The sequence below is a fragment of the Shewanella sp. YQ_9 genome, from assembly GCF_043103185.1.
GTDB lineage: Bacteria > Pseudomonadota > Gammaproteobacteria > Enterobacterales > Shewanellaceae > Shewanella > Shewanella algae.
In genome coordinates, this window is the sequence record NZ_JBICJO010000028.1 from 1 (window position 1) to 15890 (window position 15890).

The following is a 15890-nucleotide window of genomic DNA, read 5'->3' on the forward strand; positions in this document are numbered from 1 at the left end:
CAATTTGGCAGCCTTTTCTTTATCTGTTGTTAAGGTTTTACCGCCCTGACAATTGGATTCTGCAGACTTATCAGGGTTTCGGTAGATTGAATTTCGTCTATCGACTGGATACGGTTAATCAGCACGTGCTGCAGGGCATCTATAGATTGACACATCACTTTGACAAATACGCTGTAGTTGCCTGTGGTGTAGTAGGCCTCTACCACTTCTTCCAACTCATTGAGCTTGGAGATGGCGGCGGGATAGTCACCGGCACTCTTGAGATTGATGCCGATAAAGCAGCAGACATCATAGCCCAGAGCTTTGGGGTTAACCGTTATTTGGGCACCGGTGATAATACCTGCCTGTTTCATCTTTTCGACCCTGACATGAATCGTGCCTGCGCTGACGCTGAAGCGTTTGGCCAGCTCGGCAAAAGGAGTTCGTGCATCCTGCATCAGGGCTTCCAGGATCTGATTGTCCAGTTGATCTCTTTGAAATGATGTATCCACAGCATCACGCCTAAATTGCTTGTAATCAGGCATGAATCTACGTGTTTTATTGTAAAATTGCCAGTCTTATGGCGACTTTTGGCTCAACATCTATGGTGACGTTAGCCGTTATTGCTCACCTTCGGGCGCGAGAAAAGGCACAGGTGCACTGAAGCTCATGGGTTCGCCCGAGTAAGGATGCTTGATGCTGAGGCTGGCGGCATGCAGCAGCAATCTGGGAGCCAATCTTTTTGCCCAGGAGTCGGCGTAGAAACCATCGCCCAGAATGGGATGACCCAATGCCATCATATGCACCCTGAGTTGGTGTGAGCGCCCTGTGATGGGGATCAGCATGACCAGAGTTGAATAGCGCCCCTTGCTAATCACTTCATAGTGGGTCAATGACGGCTTACCCACTTGATGATCGACTTTCTGTCTGGGTCTGTTGGGCCAGTCGCAGATGAGTGGTAGTTCTATACTGCCTTGAGTGGCCTTGATATGGCCGGCGACTCTGGCGTAGTAACTCTTTTGGGTTTCCCTGTCTCGAAACTGACGTTTCAGCTCCCGTTCGGCACTGCGCCTCAGTGCCAGCAAGAGCACGCCCGAGGTGGCCATATCCAGGCGGTGAACCACTTGTGCCTGTGGATGTTCGGCCAGGACTCTGGCATAGGCGCTGTCGTGATGGGCCGGATCCCGTCCGGGAACCGAGAGAAGTCCTGAAGGTTTATTGATGACTATGATGTCCTTGTCTTGATAGAGAATATCCAGCCAAGGTTCGGTTGGCGGATTGTAGACAAAATCTGACATGTCATGGCCTCAATGAAAATGGACGGCAAAGATAACCGCGGCAGCAGGTAGATGCAAGCTCTTGGGCGTTGTTGCATCCAGGCTTCAAAGCATGCGGGGAGTTATTCGCACCTGCCTTTGGTTAATTTGAGCGCTTTACTTCTCTTTTACAACATGGGCAATTAGTATCTTAGTGTTTGAATTGAAAATGGATTGATATGGGAAGGCGCTCAGGTTACCTGTTGGAAGATTGGTTGGTTGACCCTCAGATGAGTACGCTGAGCCGCGAAGAGGCTCAAGTGCGGCTCGAGCTCAGGGTGATGCAGGTATTGCTGTGTCTTATCCATCATGCCAACACCCTGGTGAGCCGTGAAATGTTGATCCAGGAGGTTTGGCACGGCGGCATCATCACGGATAACGCCATTAACCGCATTATCGGCTTGCTGCGTCAGCATCTGCAGGATAATCCCAGAGAGCCACGTTTTATCAAGACAGTGCCCAAGCAGGGCTATGTGTTGATAGCGAAAGTACGCGAGACGACACTCGATGACGATTCGCAGGATGAACCTTTACCGGCAAAACTGGCAGACGCCGAGACTGAGCAAAAGATAGCAGCAGGCGGCAGCAAGTGGGGCTATTTGGGCGGCGCCTTCGGAGTGCTGGCGGCGGGTATTGCCAGTTGGCTCTATCTGGCTCCTGCCCAGGAAAACACCCAGCTTGAGTTGACAGATGTGGCCATCCGGCGTCTGACTCCACTGACTTCGCTCAATGGTCAGGAAGTCGATCCCAGCCTGTCCCCCGATGGCAGCATGCTGGCATTTTCCTATCGGGAACTGAACGCCGATAAGTGGCATATTGAGCTGATGGCGCTCGGCGACAGAGTCATCAAAACCATTCCTGTAGTGGATGATTACAGTCTGCGCTACCCGGCCTGGCGCCACGATGGCAAGGCCTTGGCTTATTTGGCATTCAGTGAGACTCAGGGCTGTCGCATTATGGTGACAGAGCTGACCGAAGAGGGGATGCGAAGCCGCATAGTCAGCCAGTGCCATCAGACGACACAGTCGACCAGCATCGCCTGGAGCCCCTCTAACCGCTCGCTGTTTTATGTTGATGCCGAAGGGGTTGAAGGTTTCAAGCGTGTTTTTCTGCTCAGCCTCAGCGACGGTCGGCGTCAGCAGTTGAGTCAACCACATGTGGTGGGACGCGGTGACTATGCCCTGGCCTTGTCTCCCGACGGTCACAGCCTGGCCGTGCTGCGCAGTATCAACTGGTTCGACACCCAGATCTTACTGTTCGATATCGAATCCGGTGATTGGCAAAACCTGCAGCGGGTGGGGTATCCACTGCGCAGTATCGCCTGGGATAAAGGCGGTAACGCCTTGGTCTACCGAGGTGAAGAGGGACAACTTCACCGCTTGCAACTCAAACCCCGTAAGTTAACCCGGCTGACGAGCGTGTTGCAGGAAATCAATTCTCCCTCGGCCAATAGTGCCGGACGCATGGCGGCGGTTGTCGGTGAACTGTTTGAAGAGGAGATCTGGTTTTGGTCATCGCCCTTCGATGAGACTTCCAAACCGCAGCGCTTTGTGGCGTCCAGTCGCCGTGATACCGCCGGTACCTTGCGCCACGATGGCAAGGAGCTGATCTTTGTTTCCAATCGCAGCGGATTGCCACAACTATGGCGTCGGGACGAACAGGGCACGGAGAAACAACTGAGTCGCCTGAGCACTTTTTCCCATATAGATGAACTCAGTTATTCAGCCGATGACAAGCTGGTGGCCGGCAGCCTCAACCAACAGGTGTTTGTCCTCAACCCTGAAAACGGTGAACTCAAGTTTTTCCCTCAGCTGGGCAATGTTCGTAATGTCAGTTGGGGGCGCAGCAGCAATGAGCTGCTGGCAGCGGTCAGCGTCGATGGTCGCTGGCAGATAAACAGTCTGCTGTTGGACAGTGGCGAGCAGCAGCCTTTGCTGACAGATGGTTTTTCTGCCAAGTATGCCGCCGACGGTACTCTTTATTTTACCCGCCTGTACAAGAAAGGGATTTGGCGCCTGAAGCGGGGCGTCGAAGAACTCTTTTATGACCAATACACCCCCCACTTCGGCAGCAGTTGGCAACTGGCTTCCGAGGCACTCTGGTTGCTGCGGCCCAACGACAATGCCATGGGCATTCTCAAGATAGATCTCCACACGGGCAAGAGAGAGGGGCGCGACATTCCGATGGAGAAAGTTTCCCCAAGATTGCTGTCAGTGACAGATGATGGCCAGATTTCGCTGGCATTATTGGGGCCTGCCAATACAGATATAGTTGAAGTAATTAACTGATTTATAAGACATCACCTTTCCGTCACCTTTTCATTATGGTGCTTTTCCCTGCCTGAGATAGTTTTAGGGACAAGGTTGATTGCCTGACCACCAAAGCGCTTGGTTTTTACCCTGAGTACCGGGCCAAAAGGTCAAAGCAATCTCGGGCGCAGTTTGCGCCCACCCATTTCCCAGCAGGAGAAAAGACGATGAAAAGTTTGAATCAGTTTGTGAAAAATGCGATTGGATTTGCGTTACTTTCTACTCTGTTTGCTTTACCGCTACTGCTGGCGTCGACACCCACCAAGGGCAAGGATGAAGTCAATACGCCATCTCTGTGTGAGCCGTATCCAGAGTGTGTGATTTACAAGATCCCCGATGAGTCCATCAATCTATAACCGTCAGTGGAGGCCATCATGTTGCAGGTCACTCTCTATTTGGTTGGTTCACTGAGCGCTTTTGTATTGGTGTACTACCTGTTTTTAAACTTGGTTCTTGCGTCCGAAGAATCAAGGTTGCTCGACCCTAAGGACAAATAACTCTCCCTTTCCAAGCCAAAGGGGCACGGTGTAAACCGCGCCCCTTTTTATTTATCCGGAAGCTTAGGAGAAGCTGTGACCGCCCACATGCATGATGCAAAAGGTCCAGACCACGAAAGCCAGAATACCGTGTACCAGAGCATAGAAGGCCTGATCCAGGCGACGTAGGCCGGCTGCTTGCCAGATAAGGTGCAGGTGCAGTCCAAGCACCAGAGGGAACAGTAACAACAAGGGATAGAGGGCGAATGGACTGGCATCTCCCAGCAGAGGTCGGGTCAACAACGACCAGAGCACCATAAAGGCGGTGATCAGCGGGGGCAGGGCAAGCCGATACTGCTCGGGATAGGGAAACATTACAGGTCCTTGATACAGCTGAATAAAGGCGGATCAGCGAACGGCTCTGGCTATCAATTGAGCCTTGGCTTGCAGCATTCCCGTTTCTCCGCCGGGCATATGGCCTTCAAAGTAATGTAAAGTCTCGAATTTGGCAAATCTGTGTTGTAGCTCACTCTGATTCAGCAAGAAGTCCGGGTTACTGGGACGGCCAAACTTGGCCTGTTCCTGAGTAAAGATCTCGTAAAACAACAAACCACCGAGTTTGAGTTGTTTGGCTATCCAGGGCAGCGATGGGCGGTGCAGGTAGTTGAACACCAATACCACGTCGAAAGGTTGAAGCTCGGGCTTGTCGCCCTGCTCAAGGTCCCATTCAATGAATTGGCAGTGAGGAAACTGGCGCCATAGGTCATCAAAGCTCTCGGGATTGCGATCGATGAAGGTAACCTCGGCGCCCTGTTTGGCAAACCAATGGCCATTGCGCCCGGTGCCGCAGGCCAGGTCCAGTACTCTGAGCTCAGGTGTTATCTCAGTGTGCCGCTCAAAGGCTGTGATCAGTTCTGCTGTGTTCATCCCTTGATCTCCTTGCGGCTGTCTATTCTGCGTCTGTGAACTATAGAATAATGCCGCAAGCCCGCGGGCCCGTGTGACACTATGACCGACAGCAAAACTACAGTCACAAGCAACTCGCTCTTGTAGTTTGCCAGGGGAATAAACAGCAGGATCAGCAGCAGCTTCACCAGAGTCAATACCCCTTTCAGTTGGATAAGCCAGCGCCAATCCCTGACTATCTCCCACAGCATCAGGCAACTGCCGCTGGCCATGGCCATTATCCAATAGAGTTGCCAGCTTTCTCTGGGTACCGACAGCAAAATACCGCCACCGGCCCCAACAATTCCCAAAATGTGCAGGGCTCTGAGGCTGGTCTTACAAAGGCGCTGCAGCCAAAACTGCTTTTCAGACATCTGTGCTTTAGCCATGGCGATTATATCTGTGATCCAGAATACAAATTTTCCGTTAGCTTAGCAGCATTCGCCAATTGGCGACTATGCTTGATCCTGTATTTGTCGAGTCTTCTCACATGGAAATGCAGATCCCCAAAACGTTAACTTCGTCAGCTATACGGTACGTTAGCCGTGATTTGTATCAATATGTGACCGACTAATCTGCAAGAGTGCACAGAAATGCGGATAGGTGGCGTTGAGAGAAATCTTTTTGTGACTCAGTTAAATATATGCCTAAAGGGGTAGTGATATCTTCTGCCATGGGAGATATGTCGTGCTACAGCCTTGGTATAAATAACTAAAAAGCAATGTGGTACGAAATAGCTATATATGAGTATGTGAAATAATATGGTGGAGGAACACTCTATGTTCACGGGAGCACTTAAGAAAACAGCACTGGCTGCTCTGATTTCCGGCATGATGGCCGGTACAGCTTATGCCGGCGCAGATGTATTGGCGGATTTTCATGGTGAAATGGGCGGTTGCGATACTTGCCACGTTTCCAAGAAAGGCCCGACCGATGACAACCTGACCCATGAGAACGCCCAGTGCGTTAGCTGCCACGGTGATCTGAAAGAGATTGCTGCCGGTGAAAAAGATCTGAAGATTTCTCCACACAAGTCTCACCTGATCGGTGAAATCGCTTGTACTTCTTGCCACAAAGGCCATGAAAAATCAGTTGCTTACTGTGACGCTTGCCACAGCTTCGGCTTCGATATGCCATTCGGCGGCAAGTGGGAGCGTAAGTTCGTTCCTATCGATGTGCAGAAAGATGCTCAAGACAAAGCTATTGCAGCCGGTCCTCGTGAAACCACTGACGTGGTTATCATAGGTTCTGGTGGTGCCGGTCTGGCCGCCGCAGTATCTGCTCGCGACAACGGTGCCAAAGTCATTCTGCTGGAAAAAGAGCCTATCCCAGGTGGTAACACCAAGCTGGCTGCCGGCGGTATGAACGCTGCTGAAACCAAGCCTCAAGCGGCTCTGGGTATTAAAGACAAGAAAGAGATCATGATTGAGGACACCATGAAAGGTGGCCGTAACATCAACGATCCTGAGCTGGTTAAAGTTCTGGCCAACAACTCTTCCGATTCTATCGACTGGTTGACTTCTATGGGCGCCGATATGACTGACGTAGGTCGTATGGGTGGTGCCAGTGTTAACCGTAGTCACCGTCCAACCGGTGGTGCCGGTGTAGGTGCTCACGTTGCCCAAGTATTGTGGGACAACGCTGTTAAGCGCGGTACCGATATCCGTCTGAACAGCCGCGTTGTACGCGTACTGAAAGATGATTCAGGCAAAGTGACCGGCGTTCTGGTTGAAGGTAAGTACACTGGTTACTACGTGATCAAGGCTGATGCCGTGGTTATGGCTACCGGTGGTTTCGCCAAGAACAACGACCGCGTTGCCAAGTACGATCCTAAGCTGAAAGGCTTTGCTGCTACCAACCACCCAGGTGCAACCGGTGACGGTCTGGATGTTGCCATGCAAGCCGGTGCCGATACCCGCGATCTGGAATGGGTACAGGCTCACCCAACTCTGTCTCCACGTGGTGGTGTGATGGTAACTGAAGCCGTACGCGGTAACGGTGCTATCCTGGTTAACCGTGAAGGTGACCGTTTCGTCAACGAAATCACTACTCGTGACAAGGCTTCTGCGGCCATCCTGAAACAGAAAGGTGCCAGCGCCTTCCTGGTGTTCGATGACTCAGTTCGCAAGAGCTTGAAGAAGATTGAAAACTATGTCCACCTGGGCATTGTTGATGAAGGTAAGACCCCTGAAGAACTGGCCAAGAAGATTGGTGTTCCAGGTGCCGAACTGGCCAAGACTATTGCCAGCTACAACGGTTTCGTGAAGTCTGGTAAAGACACTCAATTCGAGCGTCCTAACCTGCCTCGTGAACTGGGTACTGCCCCTTACTACGCTATCGAAGTTAAGCCAGCTGTACACCACAGCATGGGTGGCGTGAAGATCGATACCAAGGCTGAAGTGAAAGCCAAAGATGGTCATCTGATCCAGGGTATGTATGCTGCCGGTGAAGCAACCGGTGGTGTTCACGGTGCCAACCGTCTGGGCGGTAACGCTATCTCTGATATCGTAACCTTCGGTCGTATCGCCGGTGCTGAAGCTGCCAAGTACGCTAAAGAGCACTAGGCCAAACTAATTCTCCGATAGCACGGAGTCGGGGCGCTTGAGCCCCTCATCAAAAAAGCGGACTGTCAGGAGTCCGCTTTTTTCTTTTTGTTGCGCTGCATCATGTTTCCGGTGAGATTGTCTGTGCCAGGCAAAGACAAGTTTAGGTAATTCACTTACACTTTTAGCTATCATTCCAATTACCGGGTCATAAACAGCATGAAGATAGGTTTTTTCAGCGCCAAGCGTTACGACATGCAGCATTTCAACCGTACCAACGAGGCCTTTGGGGCTCAAATCGAGTACTTCGACGTGCGCCTTTGCATGCAAACAGTGAAACTGGCTTACGGATTCGAAGTGATCTGCGCCTTCGTCAACGACGAACTCAATGACGAGGTGCTGACAGAACTGGCCGCCAACGGCACCCGGATCATCGCCATGCGCTGTGCAGGCTTTAATAATGTCGACCTGGATGCGGCCAAGCGTCTGGGAATGAATGTTGTCAATGTCCCTGCTTACTCTCCAGAATCTGTGGCCGAACATACGGTCGCCCTGATGTTGACCCTGAACCGCAAGATCCATAAGGCGTATCAACGCACCCGGGATGCCAACTTCTCTCTCGAAGGGTTGGTGGGCTTCAACATGTTCGGTAAGACTGTGGGCGTGGTCGGCACAGGGAAAATCGGTATCGCCACCATCAAGGTCTTGCTGGGCTTTGGCTGTAAAGTACAGGCGTTTGACCCTTATCCCAACCCGCAAGTAGAGGCGCTGGGGGCTCGCTATGTCACTCTGGATGAGATGTACCAACAGAGCGATATCATCAGTCTTCATTGCCCGCTGACGGCGGAAAACCGCCATCTGCTCAACGCAGACAGCTTTGCCAAGATGAAGCCGGGCATGATGGTGATTAACACCAGTCGTGGCGGCTTGCTCAACGCCATAGATGCCATGGAAGCGCTCAAGCTCGGACAGATAGGTTCGTTGGGGTTGGACGTGTATGAGAACGAGAAAGAGCTGTTCTTTGAAGACAAGTCCAACGAAGTGATCCAGGACGATGTATTCCGGCGTTTATCGGCTTGCCACAATGTGATCTTTACCGGTCACCAGGCGTTTTTGACCGAAGAGGCCTTGGGCGCCATCGCCCACACCACACTGTCCAATGTACAGAAACTCCTCAGCGGTGAGCGTTCGGGTAACGAGCTTTTCTAAGGAAGGTGCGAACAAGTCCCATGTGTGCTCTGCGTCGGCTTACAGGCCTGGATGCACGTGGTTCGCAGCAAATGGCCCTAGTCCTTTGCAAGAATTCCCTAAAGATAAATACTGACACCTGACTCCCCGATTGCTAGATTGAGGTTACCGCATCGGGGAGATGCTCATAGGGAGGTGTCATGCTGGTTACACAGAGTCTTCATCAACTGCCGACGGCAAGCGGCAGCATGCAAACCCGGGTCTATCGTCCCGATAGCGAGGGTTGTTTTCCCGCCATCATTTTTTACTCGGAAATCTTTCAGGAAACCGCCCCCATAAGTCGTATGGCTTGCATGCTGGCCGGTCACGGCTTTGTGGTATTGGTGCCGGAGATTTTCCACGAGCTCAATCCGCCGGGCACTGTGCTTGGTTATGATGACAGTGGCAAGGACAAAGGCAACAGCGATAAGCTGAGCAAGCCATTGGAAGCCCACGATGATGATACTCAGGCGTTGGTGGATTTTATTCGGGCTCAGCCCTGGAGCCGCGGACGGATTGGTGCCATGGGTGTCTGCGTTGGCGGTCACCTGGCGTTTCGCGCCGCCCTTAACCCCGACATAGCAGCGGCATTTTGTCTCTATGCCACTGATATTCACAGCGGAGCTATCCCGAGTGCGCCGGGGAATGACTCTCTGAGCCGCTGCCGGGATATTCGCGCCGAGTTGGTGATGATCTGGGGCAAGCAGGACCCCCATGTGCCGAGTGAAGGGCGCCGTCTCATCCAGCAAAGGCTGGAGCAATGCCAGACCTTATACAGCTGGCAGGAGCTCAATGCCCAGCACGCCTTTATGAGGGATGGCGATCCCCGTTATGACCCGGCATTGGCGCTGCAGATGTACCAGCAGGCGCTGGCGCTGTTTCAGCGCAGGCTCAATTAATCCTGCTTGGTCAGTTGCTCCGGCTCTGTCTCTTGTGCCTGCGGTGCCGAGGCATTGCCGGGTGCCAGCTTCAGCACGGCTTTTTGCAGTATCAGGTTGTTGGGGTAGGTAACAGTATCGCCGTTGTCGCGGCGGATAAGCACGTGAAACAGCCCCACTTCCAACAATACCCCGGTAATATCCTCATCCTTGTCGACGACTTTGATCCGCTCACCGACTTTGTAGGGAAACACAAAAAAGATCAGCACCCCGGCGGTGAGGTTACTCAGTATCGACCACTGGGCCACCAAAGCCACCCCCAGCACAGCAAATGCCGAAGACACGAACAGTGAAACCTCCTGATAGCCGAGTCCTAGAGAAACGGCCATCAACGACAGAGTGACAAAGAACAACAGATAGCTGATAAAGCGGGTCACCAGGCTGGTACGGGCGGCGCTGACCTGTTTCTTGTCCGCCAGGGTTTGCACCGCATTTTTCAGCGCCCGCTGCAGAAAGAAAAACACTCCGAGATAGAGGCAGGCAATCAGAATATTGTGAGTCATATGGCGTATGCTTCTGTGAGAAATAAGGCATTTGCTGGCATACTAGCGACTTTGTCACAGGGGATAAACTCCCCAACCGAGAATTATTCAAGCATGGCAGATTATCGCACCTTAGTGCAGCAACAGGATGAATGGGGCAGCGTCGCTGTCCTCGATGATGGCGACTGTCGGATCTTGGCCTTCGGCGAACACGACGAGCAGAGCAAACTGTTGAAAAAGGCCCCCCATGTACCGCAGCACACCTATGTGCAGGCCATGCTGCTGGCGCTTTTGTACCTCAAACCCAAGAGTGCCATCATTTTGGGGTTGGGCGGCGGCGCCTTGGTGCATGCGCTGAGGCATTTTGATGCCGCTATCAAGCTGACCGCGGTCGAGTTGCGCCCCCTGGTGCTTGAGTTGGCCAAGAGCCATTTTCAACTGCCACTGTCGAAAAAGCTGAACCTTATCAATCAGGATGCCAATCAGTTTCTGGCCAGTGCCGAGCACAAGAAGGTAGATATTATCTTCGCCGATCTCTACGGCTCTGAAGGGGTGGATGCCGGTCAGCTGAGCCAAGCCTTTATCGAGCAGAGCCTGGCACTGCTCAAGAGTGAAGGTTTGCTGGTGCTCAACTGCTGGAAAGAGCACAGTCAGGACAGAGGCCTGCTGGCTCGCCTGCAGCAACATTTCCCCGATGTGCGGGCCTGCCTCACGGGGGGCGGCAACTGGGTAGTGTTTGCCTCAAGGACACCGAAAAACTTTACCAGTGCCGGGCTCAAGCAGGGCGCCGCCGGCTTGTCTGCTGTGCTGGACTGCGATCTCGGCCGCTCTCTCAGTCGCTTCGAACTCTGGCAGTAGGCTAATTTGTAAGGGATTGTTAAGGGCACTAGTCCGTAAAAGCCCTGATGTTATATTTGTCTGCCCCTCAATAATGATAAGCAGTACAAATGAACAAAAACAAAAGATTAGCAGTAAAACTTCTGACCCTATCCTGCCTTATGGGCGCTGGGACGACACAGGCCGAACAGTATGAGTTTGCCACTCAAGTCGCCCCGGCCAACACCTTGGTGATGTTCCAGCATCAGGATGGCACCCTATACTCGGCCGCCGGATTGCAGGCGGATACCCGCAAACAACTGCAGCGCGCCATTGCGGCCGCCAACTTCAAAGGCCAGGAGGGCGAGCTGCTCGAATTGCTGGCCCCCATTGGTACCCAAGCAGAGCGCCTGCTGCTGCTCGGGCTTGGGGATGCTGAACTGACGCCGGGGAAGACAGCCTTGCTGGGGGGCAAGCTGTCCAATCACCTGGAAGCCGTCAAACAACCCAAGGTGGCGGTATGGGCCGCTGATATCCCAAATAGCCAGGGATTTATCGCCGAATTGACCCAGGGGATTTCCCTGGCCAGCTACCGCTATCGTGACTTCACGGCCAAGCCGCGTACCGAAAAACAGTACCATTTTGCGGTCGCCGAGCCCAAGGTAGCCGAGACCAATCACCTCAAGTCGGCAGCGATTGCCGATGGGGTGGCGCTGGCGCGGGATCTGACCAACAAACCGGCCGCCGAACTCTATCCCGAGTCCTTTGCCGATGCGGCCAAGGAACTCAAGCGTCTTGGCGTCAAGATCAAGGTGTTGGAACCCAAAGACTTGGCCAAACTCAATATGGGCGCGTTGCTGGCCGTGGGCAAAGGCAGCGAGCGAGGCCCAAGGCTGGTAGTCGCGCACTGGCAGGGCAGTGATGATGCTCCGGTGGCGCTGGTGGGGAAGGGGATTACCTTTGACTCAGGCGGCTATAACATCAAGGCGACCGGCACTTCGATTGCGCGGATGAAGTCAGATATGGCCGGCGCCGCCACAGTGTTGGGAACGGTCAAGGCGATGGCCGCCTCCAAGGCGCCGGTTAATCTGGTGGGTATCATGCCGCTGGCGGAAAACATGGTCTCGGGTCGTGCAATGATCCCGGGGGATGTGATCAAGACTGCCCAGGGGCTGACGGTTGAAGTCCTCAATACCGACGCTGAAGGACGCCTGGTGCTGGCCGACGGTCTTTGGTATGCCCGCGAGAAATACCAACCACAAGTGATAGTGGATGTGGCGACCCTCACAGGGTCCAAGGTGCGTGCCCTAGGGGTGGAGTATGCCGGCCTGTTCAGTGACTCGGAACCTTTGGTGCAGCAACTGACATACGCGGGACAGCAGGTGGGGGAAAAGCTGTGGCGTCTGCCGCTGGATCCGGCCTACGGCGAAGAGCTGCATTCCAGCATCGCGGATTTAACCAACACAGGCCGTGAAGGCAGCGCCGGGGCTTCTTCGGCGGCGATGTTTCTCAAGCGTTTTGCCGGTGATCAACCCTGGGCTCATCTGGACATTGCCGGTAATGCCCTGGTCAGGAGCGACACTCAACTGGCTCCGGCCGGTGCTACCGGTTATGGTGTACGCCTGCTGAGCCATTGGTTGGAACAGCATAAGTTCAGCGAGAACCAATAGATCAATAACTTGCCCGGGAGCGAAGGGTAATCGCTTTTTTCGCTCCCGACACAAGTTCCTCTGAAAAACCGATTAAGGTAACAGCTTTTATCCGTTATCTTATTTTAAACCCTTTGGTTAATATGACTTCCATCGACGGGCAGCAATGAAGTTGACCCGGACAATTCAAACTGAAAATGGGAGCATACAATGACTCAGTCAATCATCAACTCTGTAATCAAACCCTTTAAAGCTACCGCCTTCCACAAAGGTGAATTCGTTGAGCTGACCGAACAGGATCTGCTGGGCAAGTGGTCTGTAGTTTTCTTCTATCCAGCCGACTTTACCTTCGTTTGCCCAACTGAACTGGGTGATATGGCTGACCACTACGAAAAACTGCAGGCCATGGGCGTTGAAGTTTACTCTGTGTCTACCGACAAGCACTTCACTCACAAGGCATGGCACGATACTTCCGACACCATCAACAAGATCCAATTCCCAATGATAGGTGACCCAACCGGCGCAATCAGCCGTAACTTCGGCGTGCTGGTTGAGGAAGACGGTGTTGCCCTGCGCGGTACTTTCGTCAGCAACCCTGAAGGTGAAATCAAAGTCGCTGAAATCCATGACCTGGGTATCGGACGTAGCGCCAGCGAGCTGGTTCGTAAGATCCAAGCTGCTCAATATGTTGCCACTCACGACGGCGAAGTTTGCCCTGCCAAGTGGCAGCCAGGCGACGAAACTCTGGCTCCTTCTCTGGACCTGGTTGGCAAAATCTAAACTGCCAGTATGATCCGGAAGGCTCCGAACCTCCCCCTGCAAGGGTTTGGAGCCTTTTTCCCCGCACTATTTCTGTTTTCCTTTAGTCTGATTCTGGAGTCATCATGTTGGATGCGAATCTGAAAAATCAACTGCAAACCTATCTGCAGAACCTCAAGCAACCAGTTGAACTTGTCGTATCTGCAGATGAAAGCCCAAAGTCCAAAGAGCTGTTGGCTCTGGCACAGGATATTGCCTCGCTGTCTTCCCTGGTCAGTGTGACCGAGCAGTCACTGTCCCGTACCCCGGCGATGCAGGTTACCTCAATCAAGGGCTCTGACATACGCTTTGCCGGTTTGCCCATGGGGCACGAATTTACCTCACTTGTGCTGGCTCTGCTGCACACAGGTGGGCATCCCATCAAGCTGGAGGCCGAGCTGATCGAGCAGATCCGCAGCCTGCCAGGGGAATATCATTTTGAAACTTTTGTTTCTCTGAGCTGCCAGAACTGCCCGGATGTGGTGCAGGCGCTCAATATGATGGCGGCGATCAACCCACGGATCAGCAATACCATGATAGATGGTGCCCTGTTCCAGGATGAGGTTGAGCAGCGCAACATCATGGCCGTGCCTTCGGTTTATCTGAACGGCGAGCCTTTCTCTGCCGGCCGCATCAGCCTGAAAGAGATACTCAGTAAACTGGATACCAATGCCTCTGCCCGCCAGGCCGAGAGCCTTAACCAGCGTAAGCCCTACGAAGTACTGGTGGTTGGCGCCGGGCCTGCCGGGGCATCAGCCGCCATCTATGCCGCCCGTAAGGGACTGCGCACTGGGCTGTTGGCCGACAAGTTCGGTGGCCAGGTTAGCGAAACCGTGGGCATTGAAAACTTTATTTCGGTCAAGGCGACTGAAGGCCCCAAGTTGGTGGCAAATCTGGAAGAGCATGTTCGCGACTATGAAGTGGATGTGATGGATAACCAGAAGGCGGTTCGCCTTGGCAGCAATGGTCTCTATGAAGTAGAACTGGAAAATGGTGCCGTACTCAAGAGCCGTACTGTCCTGTTGGCCACAGGAGCTCGCTGGCGGGAAATGAATGTCCCCGGTGAACAGGAATATCGTGGCCGCGGTGTGGCTTACTGCCCTCACTGTGATGGCCCGCTGTTCAAGGGTAAACGGGTTGCGGTGATCGGCGGTGGTAACTCGGGTATTGAGGCGGCTATCGATCTGGCCAACATAGTCGAGCATGTGACTGTACTCGAGTTTGACAGCAAATTGCGCGCCGATGACGTGCTGCAGCGCAAGGCTAAATCTATGGGTAACATCACCATCATCACCCAGGCGCAAACGACAGAAGTCCTTGGTGATGGCAGTCGGGTTATCGGGCTCAACTACACAGACAGAGCCAGTGGCGAGCAGCATAATATTGCGCTGGCAGGTATCTTTGTGCAGATAGGTCTGGTGCCCAACACTGAATGGCTGCGCGGCACTGTGGAATTGACTCCGCGCGGTGAGATCATTGTCGATGAACGCGGTCAGACTTCACTGCCAGGGGTGTTTGCCGCCGGTGACGTGACCAACTCGGCCTACAAGCAGATCATCATCGCCATGGGTAGCGGTGCAACCGCCTCTCTGGGAGCCTTTGACTACCTGATCCGCCATTCAGAGGATGAATCGGCAGCGGCTTGATGGGTTAACCACTCAACAGCCTTTAGCAACACAGCAGCCGGCCAAGTGCCGGCTTCTTTTGTTCTAAGGCAAATCTTTGGTTCAGCTGAGCGTCAGTCTCTTTGGGTTAATTTGAACCGTTTAGGGTCAATGCCGGTTGGTGGAAAATGACCTTGCCACTCGATTGCCTTGGCATTCCAGTTTGGAGTACATAACAATGTCTGCATCTTATTTGGCAAAGAGCGCCCTGTTGCCTTTGCTGCTGGGTTTGGGGAGTCTCGGTGGCTGCGCCGATATTCTCTGCTCTGCCCGTACCGACGAAGCGGTAGCCGATGGTTGGCAGGATCACAATCAGTGTGTGCGTCAGGCGGAAGACAACTTACGTCGTCATCAGCAAGAACAGCAAAGGCAGCAGGATACTGCGACGCGTCAGGCATTGCAGGAGGCATTGGCGCAGCATAAGTGAGTCTTAGGTTCGCCCATGTATCCACAATAAAAAACCGGCTTTGCCGGTTTTTTTGCTATCGCCAGAGCCTTGGGAATATCAGGCTGTGGTATTGATATTGTGGCCTATGTTACCAATCGGGCCGGCAGGTTCTTGTGTCGGAGTGGCGGCCTGAATAAGTTGCAGCGCGATTTCGCCTTCGGCTTCTTGTTGCTGCTTGGCCAGCTGCGCGACTTTAACACCGACAGCGCCGGTATCCATATTGACCGACAGCGGCTGGGAGTTGAGAGAAACTGTCATGGCTTTCCTCTGGGTTGGAGAGTCGCTTCGGGACTCGGGCAT

17 protein-coding genes are annotated in these 15890 nt (G+C 53.3%); 10 read left to right on the forward strand and 7 right to left on the reverse strand.

Features of this window, described 5'->3' with window-relative positions; genetic code table 11:
• Positions 1-29 precede the first annotated feature (29 nt).
• Both asnC and rluA read right to left on the reverse strand, forming a co-directional pair.
• Positions 30-491 (reverse strand): transcriptional regulator AsnC, encoded by a 462-nt coding sequence (gene asnC, locus ACF8D4_RS08835; protein ID WP_025888669.1) that lies wholly within the window; start codon positions 489-491, stop codon positions 30-32.
• 108 nt (positions 492-599) lie between these two features.
• Entirely contained in the window at positions 600-1277 is a 678-nt protein-coding gene (gene rluA, locus ACF8D4_RS08840; protein WP_107005079.1) for a bifunctional tRNA pseudouridine(32) synthase/23S rRNA pseudouridine(746) synthase RluA, read from the reverse strand.
• Between the two features lie 197 nt (positions 1278-1474).
• Between rluA and ACF8D4_RS08845 the strand changes: the two genes are divergently transcribed.
• A complete protein-coding gene (locus tag ACF8D4_RS08845) occupies positions 1475-3583 on the forward strand; it encodes a winged helix-turn-helix domain-containing protein (RefSeq protein ID WP_392464929.1) in 2109 nt (702 codons plus the stop codon).
• A gap of 188 nt (positions 3584-3771) precedes the next feature.
• The gene (locus tag ACF8D4_RS08850; protein WP_025008933.1) at positions 3772-3960 is read left to right on the forward strand and encodes a hypothetical protein; all 189 of its coding nucleotides are present in this window, start codon (positions 3772-3774) and stop codon (positions 3958-3960) included.
• A gap of 204 nt (positions 3961-4164) precedes the next feature.
• Here the strand turns inward: ACF8D4_RS08850 and ACF8D4_RS08855 are convergent, their stop codons facing one another.
• Genes ACF8D4_RS08855 through ACF8D4_RS08865 form a run of 3 tightly spaced genes read right to left on the reverse strand, consistent with a single transcriptional unit; the run spans position 4165 to position 5414 of the window.
• The gene (locus ACF8D4_RS08855) at positions 4165-4455 is read right to left on the reverse strand and encodes a hypothetical protein (RefSeq protein ID WP_028779462.1); all 291 of its coding nucleotides are present in this window, start codon (positions 4453-4455) and stop codon (positions 4165-4167) included.
• A gap of 33 nt (positions 4456-4488) precedes the next feature.
• Positions 4489-5007 (reverse strand): class I SAM-dependent methyltransferase, encoded by a 519-nt coding sequence (locus ACF8D4_RS08860; protein WP_392464931.1) that lies wholly within the window; start codon positions 5005-5007, stop codon positions 4489-4491.
• A complete protein-coding gene (locus tag ACF8D4_RS08865; protein ID WP_025888676.1) occupies positions 5004-5414 on the reverse strand; it encodes a hypothetical protein in 411 nt (136 codons plus the stop codon). Before ACF8D4_RS08865 ends, ACF8D4_RS08860 begins: the two co-directional genes overlap by 4 nt.
• A gap of 390 nt (positions 5415-5804) precedes the next feature.
• On the opposite strand from ACF8D4_RS08865, the gene fccA reads away from it, so the two are divergent.
• The 3 genes from fccA to ACF8D4_RS08880 all read left to right on the forward strand — a co-directional run bounded on the left by fccA (position 5805) and on the right by ACF8D4_RS08880 (position 9694).
• Complete coding sequence (gene fccA / locus ACF8D4_RS08870; protein WP_025888678.1) at positions 5805-7589, forward strand: fumarate reductase flavoprotein subunit FccA; 1785 nt, start codon at positions 5805-5807, stop codon at positions 7587-7589.
• A 198-nt stretch (positions 7590-7787) separates the two neighbouring features.
• A complete protein-coding gene (locus ACF8D4_RS08875; protein ID WP_215794522.1) occupies positions 7788-8777 on the forward strand; it encodes a 2-hydroxyacid dehydrogenase in 990 nt (329 codons plus the stop codon).
• Between the two features lie 179 nt (positions 8778-8956).
• Positions 8957-9694 (forward strand): dienelactone hydrolase family protein, encoded by a 738-nt coding sequence (locus ACF8D4_RS08880; protein ID WP_025888680.1) that lies wholly within the window; start codon positions 8957-8959, stop codon positions 9692-9694.
• Here the strand turns inward: ACF8D4_RS08880 and ACF8D4_RS08885 are convergent.
• On the reverse strand, positions 9691-10236 hold the full coding sequence (locus tag ACF8D4_RS08885) for a mechanosensitive ion channel family protein (RefSeq protein ID WP_045283018.1): 546 nt from the start codon (positions 10234-10236) through the stop codon (positions 9691-9693). The two genes, ACF8D4_RS08880 and ACF8D4_RS08885, sit on opposite strands and share 4 nt — an antisense overlap.
• 93 nt (positions 10237-10329) lie before the next feature.
• On the opposite strand from ACF8D4_RS08885, the gene ACF8D4_RS08890 reads away from it, so the two are divergent.
• From ACF8D4_RS08890 to ACF8D4_RS08910, 5 genes are all read left to right on the forward strand, one after another.
• Positions 10330-11073 (forward strand): spermidine synthase, encoded by a 744-nt coding sequence (locus tag ACF8D4_RS08890; RefSeq protein ID WP_028779458.1) that lies wholly within the window; start codon positions 10330-10332, stop codon positions 11071-11073.
• An 89-nt stretch (positions 11074-11162) separates the two neighbouring features.
• Positions 11163-12701 carry a leucyl aminopeptidase gene (locus ACF8D4_RS08895; RefSeq protein WP_156018816.1) on the forward strand — a complete coding sequence of 513 codons (1539 nt, stop codon included), beginning with the start codon at positions 11163-11165 and terminating at the stop codon, positions 12699-12701.
• A gap of 189 nt (positions 12702-12890) precedes the next feature.
• Positions 12891-13460 (forward strand): alkyl hydroperoxide reductase subunit C, encoded by a 570-nt coding sequence (gene ahpC, locus ACF8D4_RS08900; RefSeq protein WP_025008939.1) that lies wholly within the window; start codon positions 12891-12893, stop codon positions 13458-13460.
• Between the two features lie 104 nt (positions 13461-13564).
• Positions 13565-15124 carry an alkyl hydroperoxide reductase subunit F gene (gene ahpF, locus ACF8D4_RS08905; protein ID WP_071238453.1) on the forward strand — a complete coding sequence of 520 codons (1560 nt, stop codon included), beginning with the start codon at positions 13565-13567 and terminating at the stop codon, positions 15122-15124.
• 196 nt (positions 15125-15320) lie between these two features.
• Complete coding sequence (locus ACF8D4_RS08910; protein ID WP_025008940.1) at positions 15321-15569, forward strand: hypothetical protein; 249 nt, start codon at positions 15321-15323, stop codon at positions 15567-15569.
• Positions 15570-15647: 78 nt separating this feature from the next.
• Here ACF8D4_RS08910 and ACF8D4_RS08915 read toward each other — a convergent pair whose 3' ends face one another.
• Positions 15648-15848 (reverse strand): cytoplasmic protein, encoded by a 201-nt coding sequence (locus ACF8D4_RS08915; protein ID WP_392464937.1) that lies wholly within the window; start codon positions 15846-15848, stop codon positions 15648-15650.
• Positions 15849-15890 lie beyond the last annotated feature (42 nt).

Coding starts and splice junctions, on each gene's coding strand:
- rluA (WP_107005079.1), bottom strand. CDS start 1,277: ATGTCAGATTTTGTCTACAATCCGCCAACCGAACCTTGGCTGGATATT.
- ACF8D4_RS08845 (WP_392464929.1), top strand. CDS start 1,475: ATGGGAAGGCGCTCAGGTTACCTGTTGGAAGATTGGTTGGTTGACCCT.
- ACF8D4_RS08850 (WP_025008933.1), top strand. CDS start 3,772: ATGAAAAGTTTGAATCAGTTTGTGAAAAATGCGATTGGATTTGCGTTA.
- ACF8D4_RS08855 (WP_028779462.1), bottom strand. CDS start 4,455: ATGTTTCCCTATCCCGAGCAGTATCGGCTTGCCCTGCCCCCGCTGATC.
- ACF8D4_RS08860 (WP_392464931.1), bottom strand. CDS start 5,007: ATGAACACAGCAGAACTGATCACAGCCTTTGAGCGGCACACTGAGATA.
- ACF8D4_RS08865 (WP_025888676.1), bottom strand. CDS start 5,414: ATGGCTAAAGCACAGATGTCTGAAAAGCAGTTTTGGCTGCAGCGCCTT.
- fccA (WP_025888678.1), top strand. CDS start 5,805: ATGTTCACGGGAGCACTTAAGAAAACAGCACTGGCTGCTCTGATTTCC.
- ACF8D4_RS08875 (WP_215794522.1), top strand. CDS start 7,788: ATGAAGATAGGTTTTTTCAGCGCCAAGCGTTACGACATGCAGCATTTC.
- ACF8D4_RS08880 (WP_025888680.1), top strand. CDS start 8,957: ATGCTGGTTACACAGAGTCTTCATCAACTGCCGACGGCAAGCGGCAGC.
- ACF8D4_RS08885 (WP_045283018.1), bottom strand. CDS start 10,236: ATGACTCACAATATTCTGATTGCCTGCCTCTATCTCGGAGTGTTTTTC.
- ACF8D4_RS08890 (WP_028779458.1), top strand. CDS start 10,330: ATGGCAGATTATCGCACCTTAGTGCAGCAACAGGATGAATGGGGCAGC.
- ACF8D4_RS08895 (WP_156018816.1), top strand. CDS start 11,163: ATGAACAAAAACAAAAGATTAGCAGTAAAACTTCTGACCCTATCCTGC.
- ahpC (WP_025008939.1), top strand. CDS start 12,891: ATGACTCAGTCAATCATCAACTCTGTAATCAAACCCTTTAAAGCTACC.
- ahpF (WP_071238453.1), top strand. CDS start 13,565: ATGTTGGATGCGAATCTGAAAAATCAACTGCAAACCTATCTGCAGAAC.
- ACF8D4_RS08910 (WP_025008940.1), top strand. CDS start 15,321: ATGTCTGCATCTTATTTGGCAAAGAGCGCCCTGTTGCCTTTGCTGCTG.
- ACF8D4_RS08915 (WP_392464937.1), bottom strand. CDS start 15,848: ATGACAGTTTCTCTCAACTCCCAGCCGCTGTCGGTCAATATGGATACC.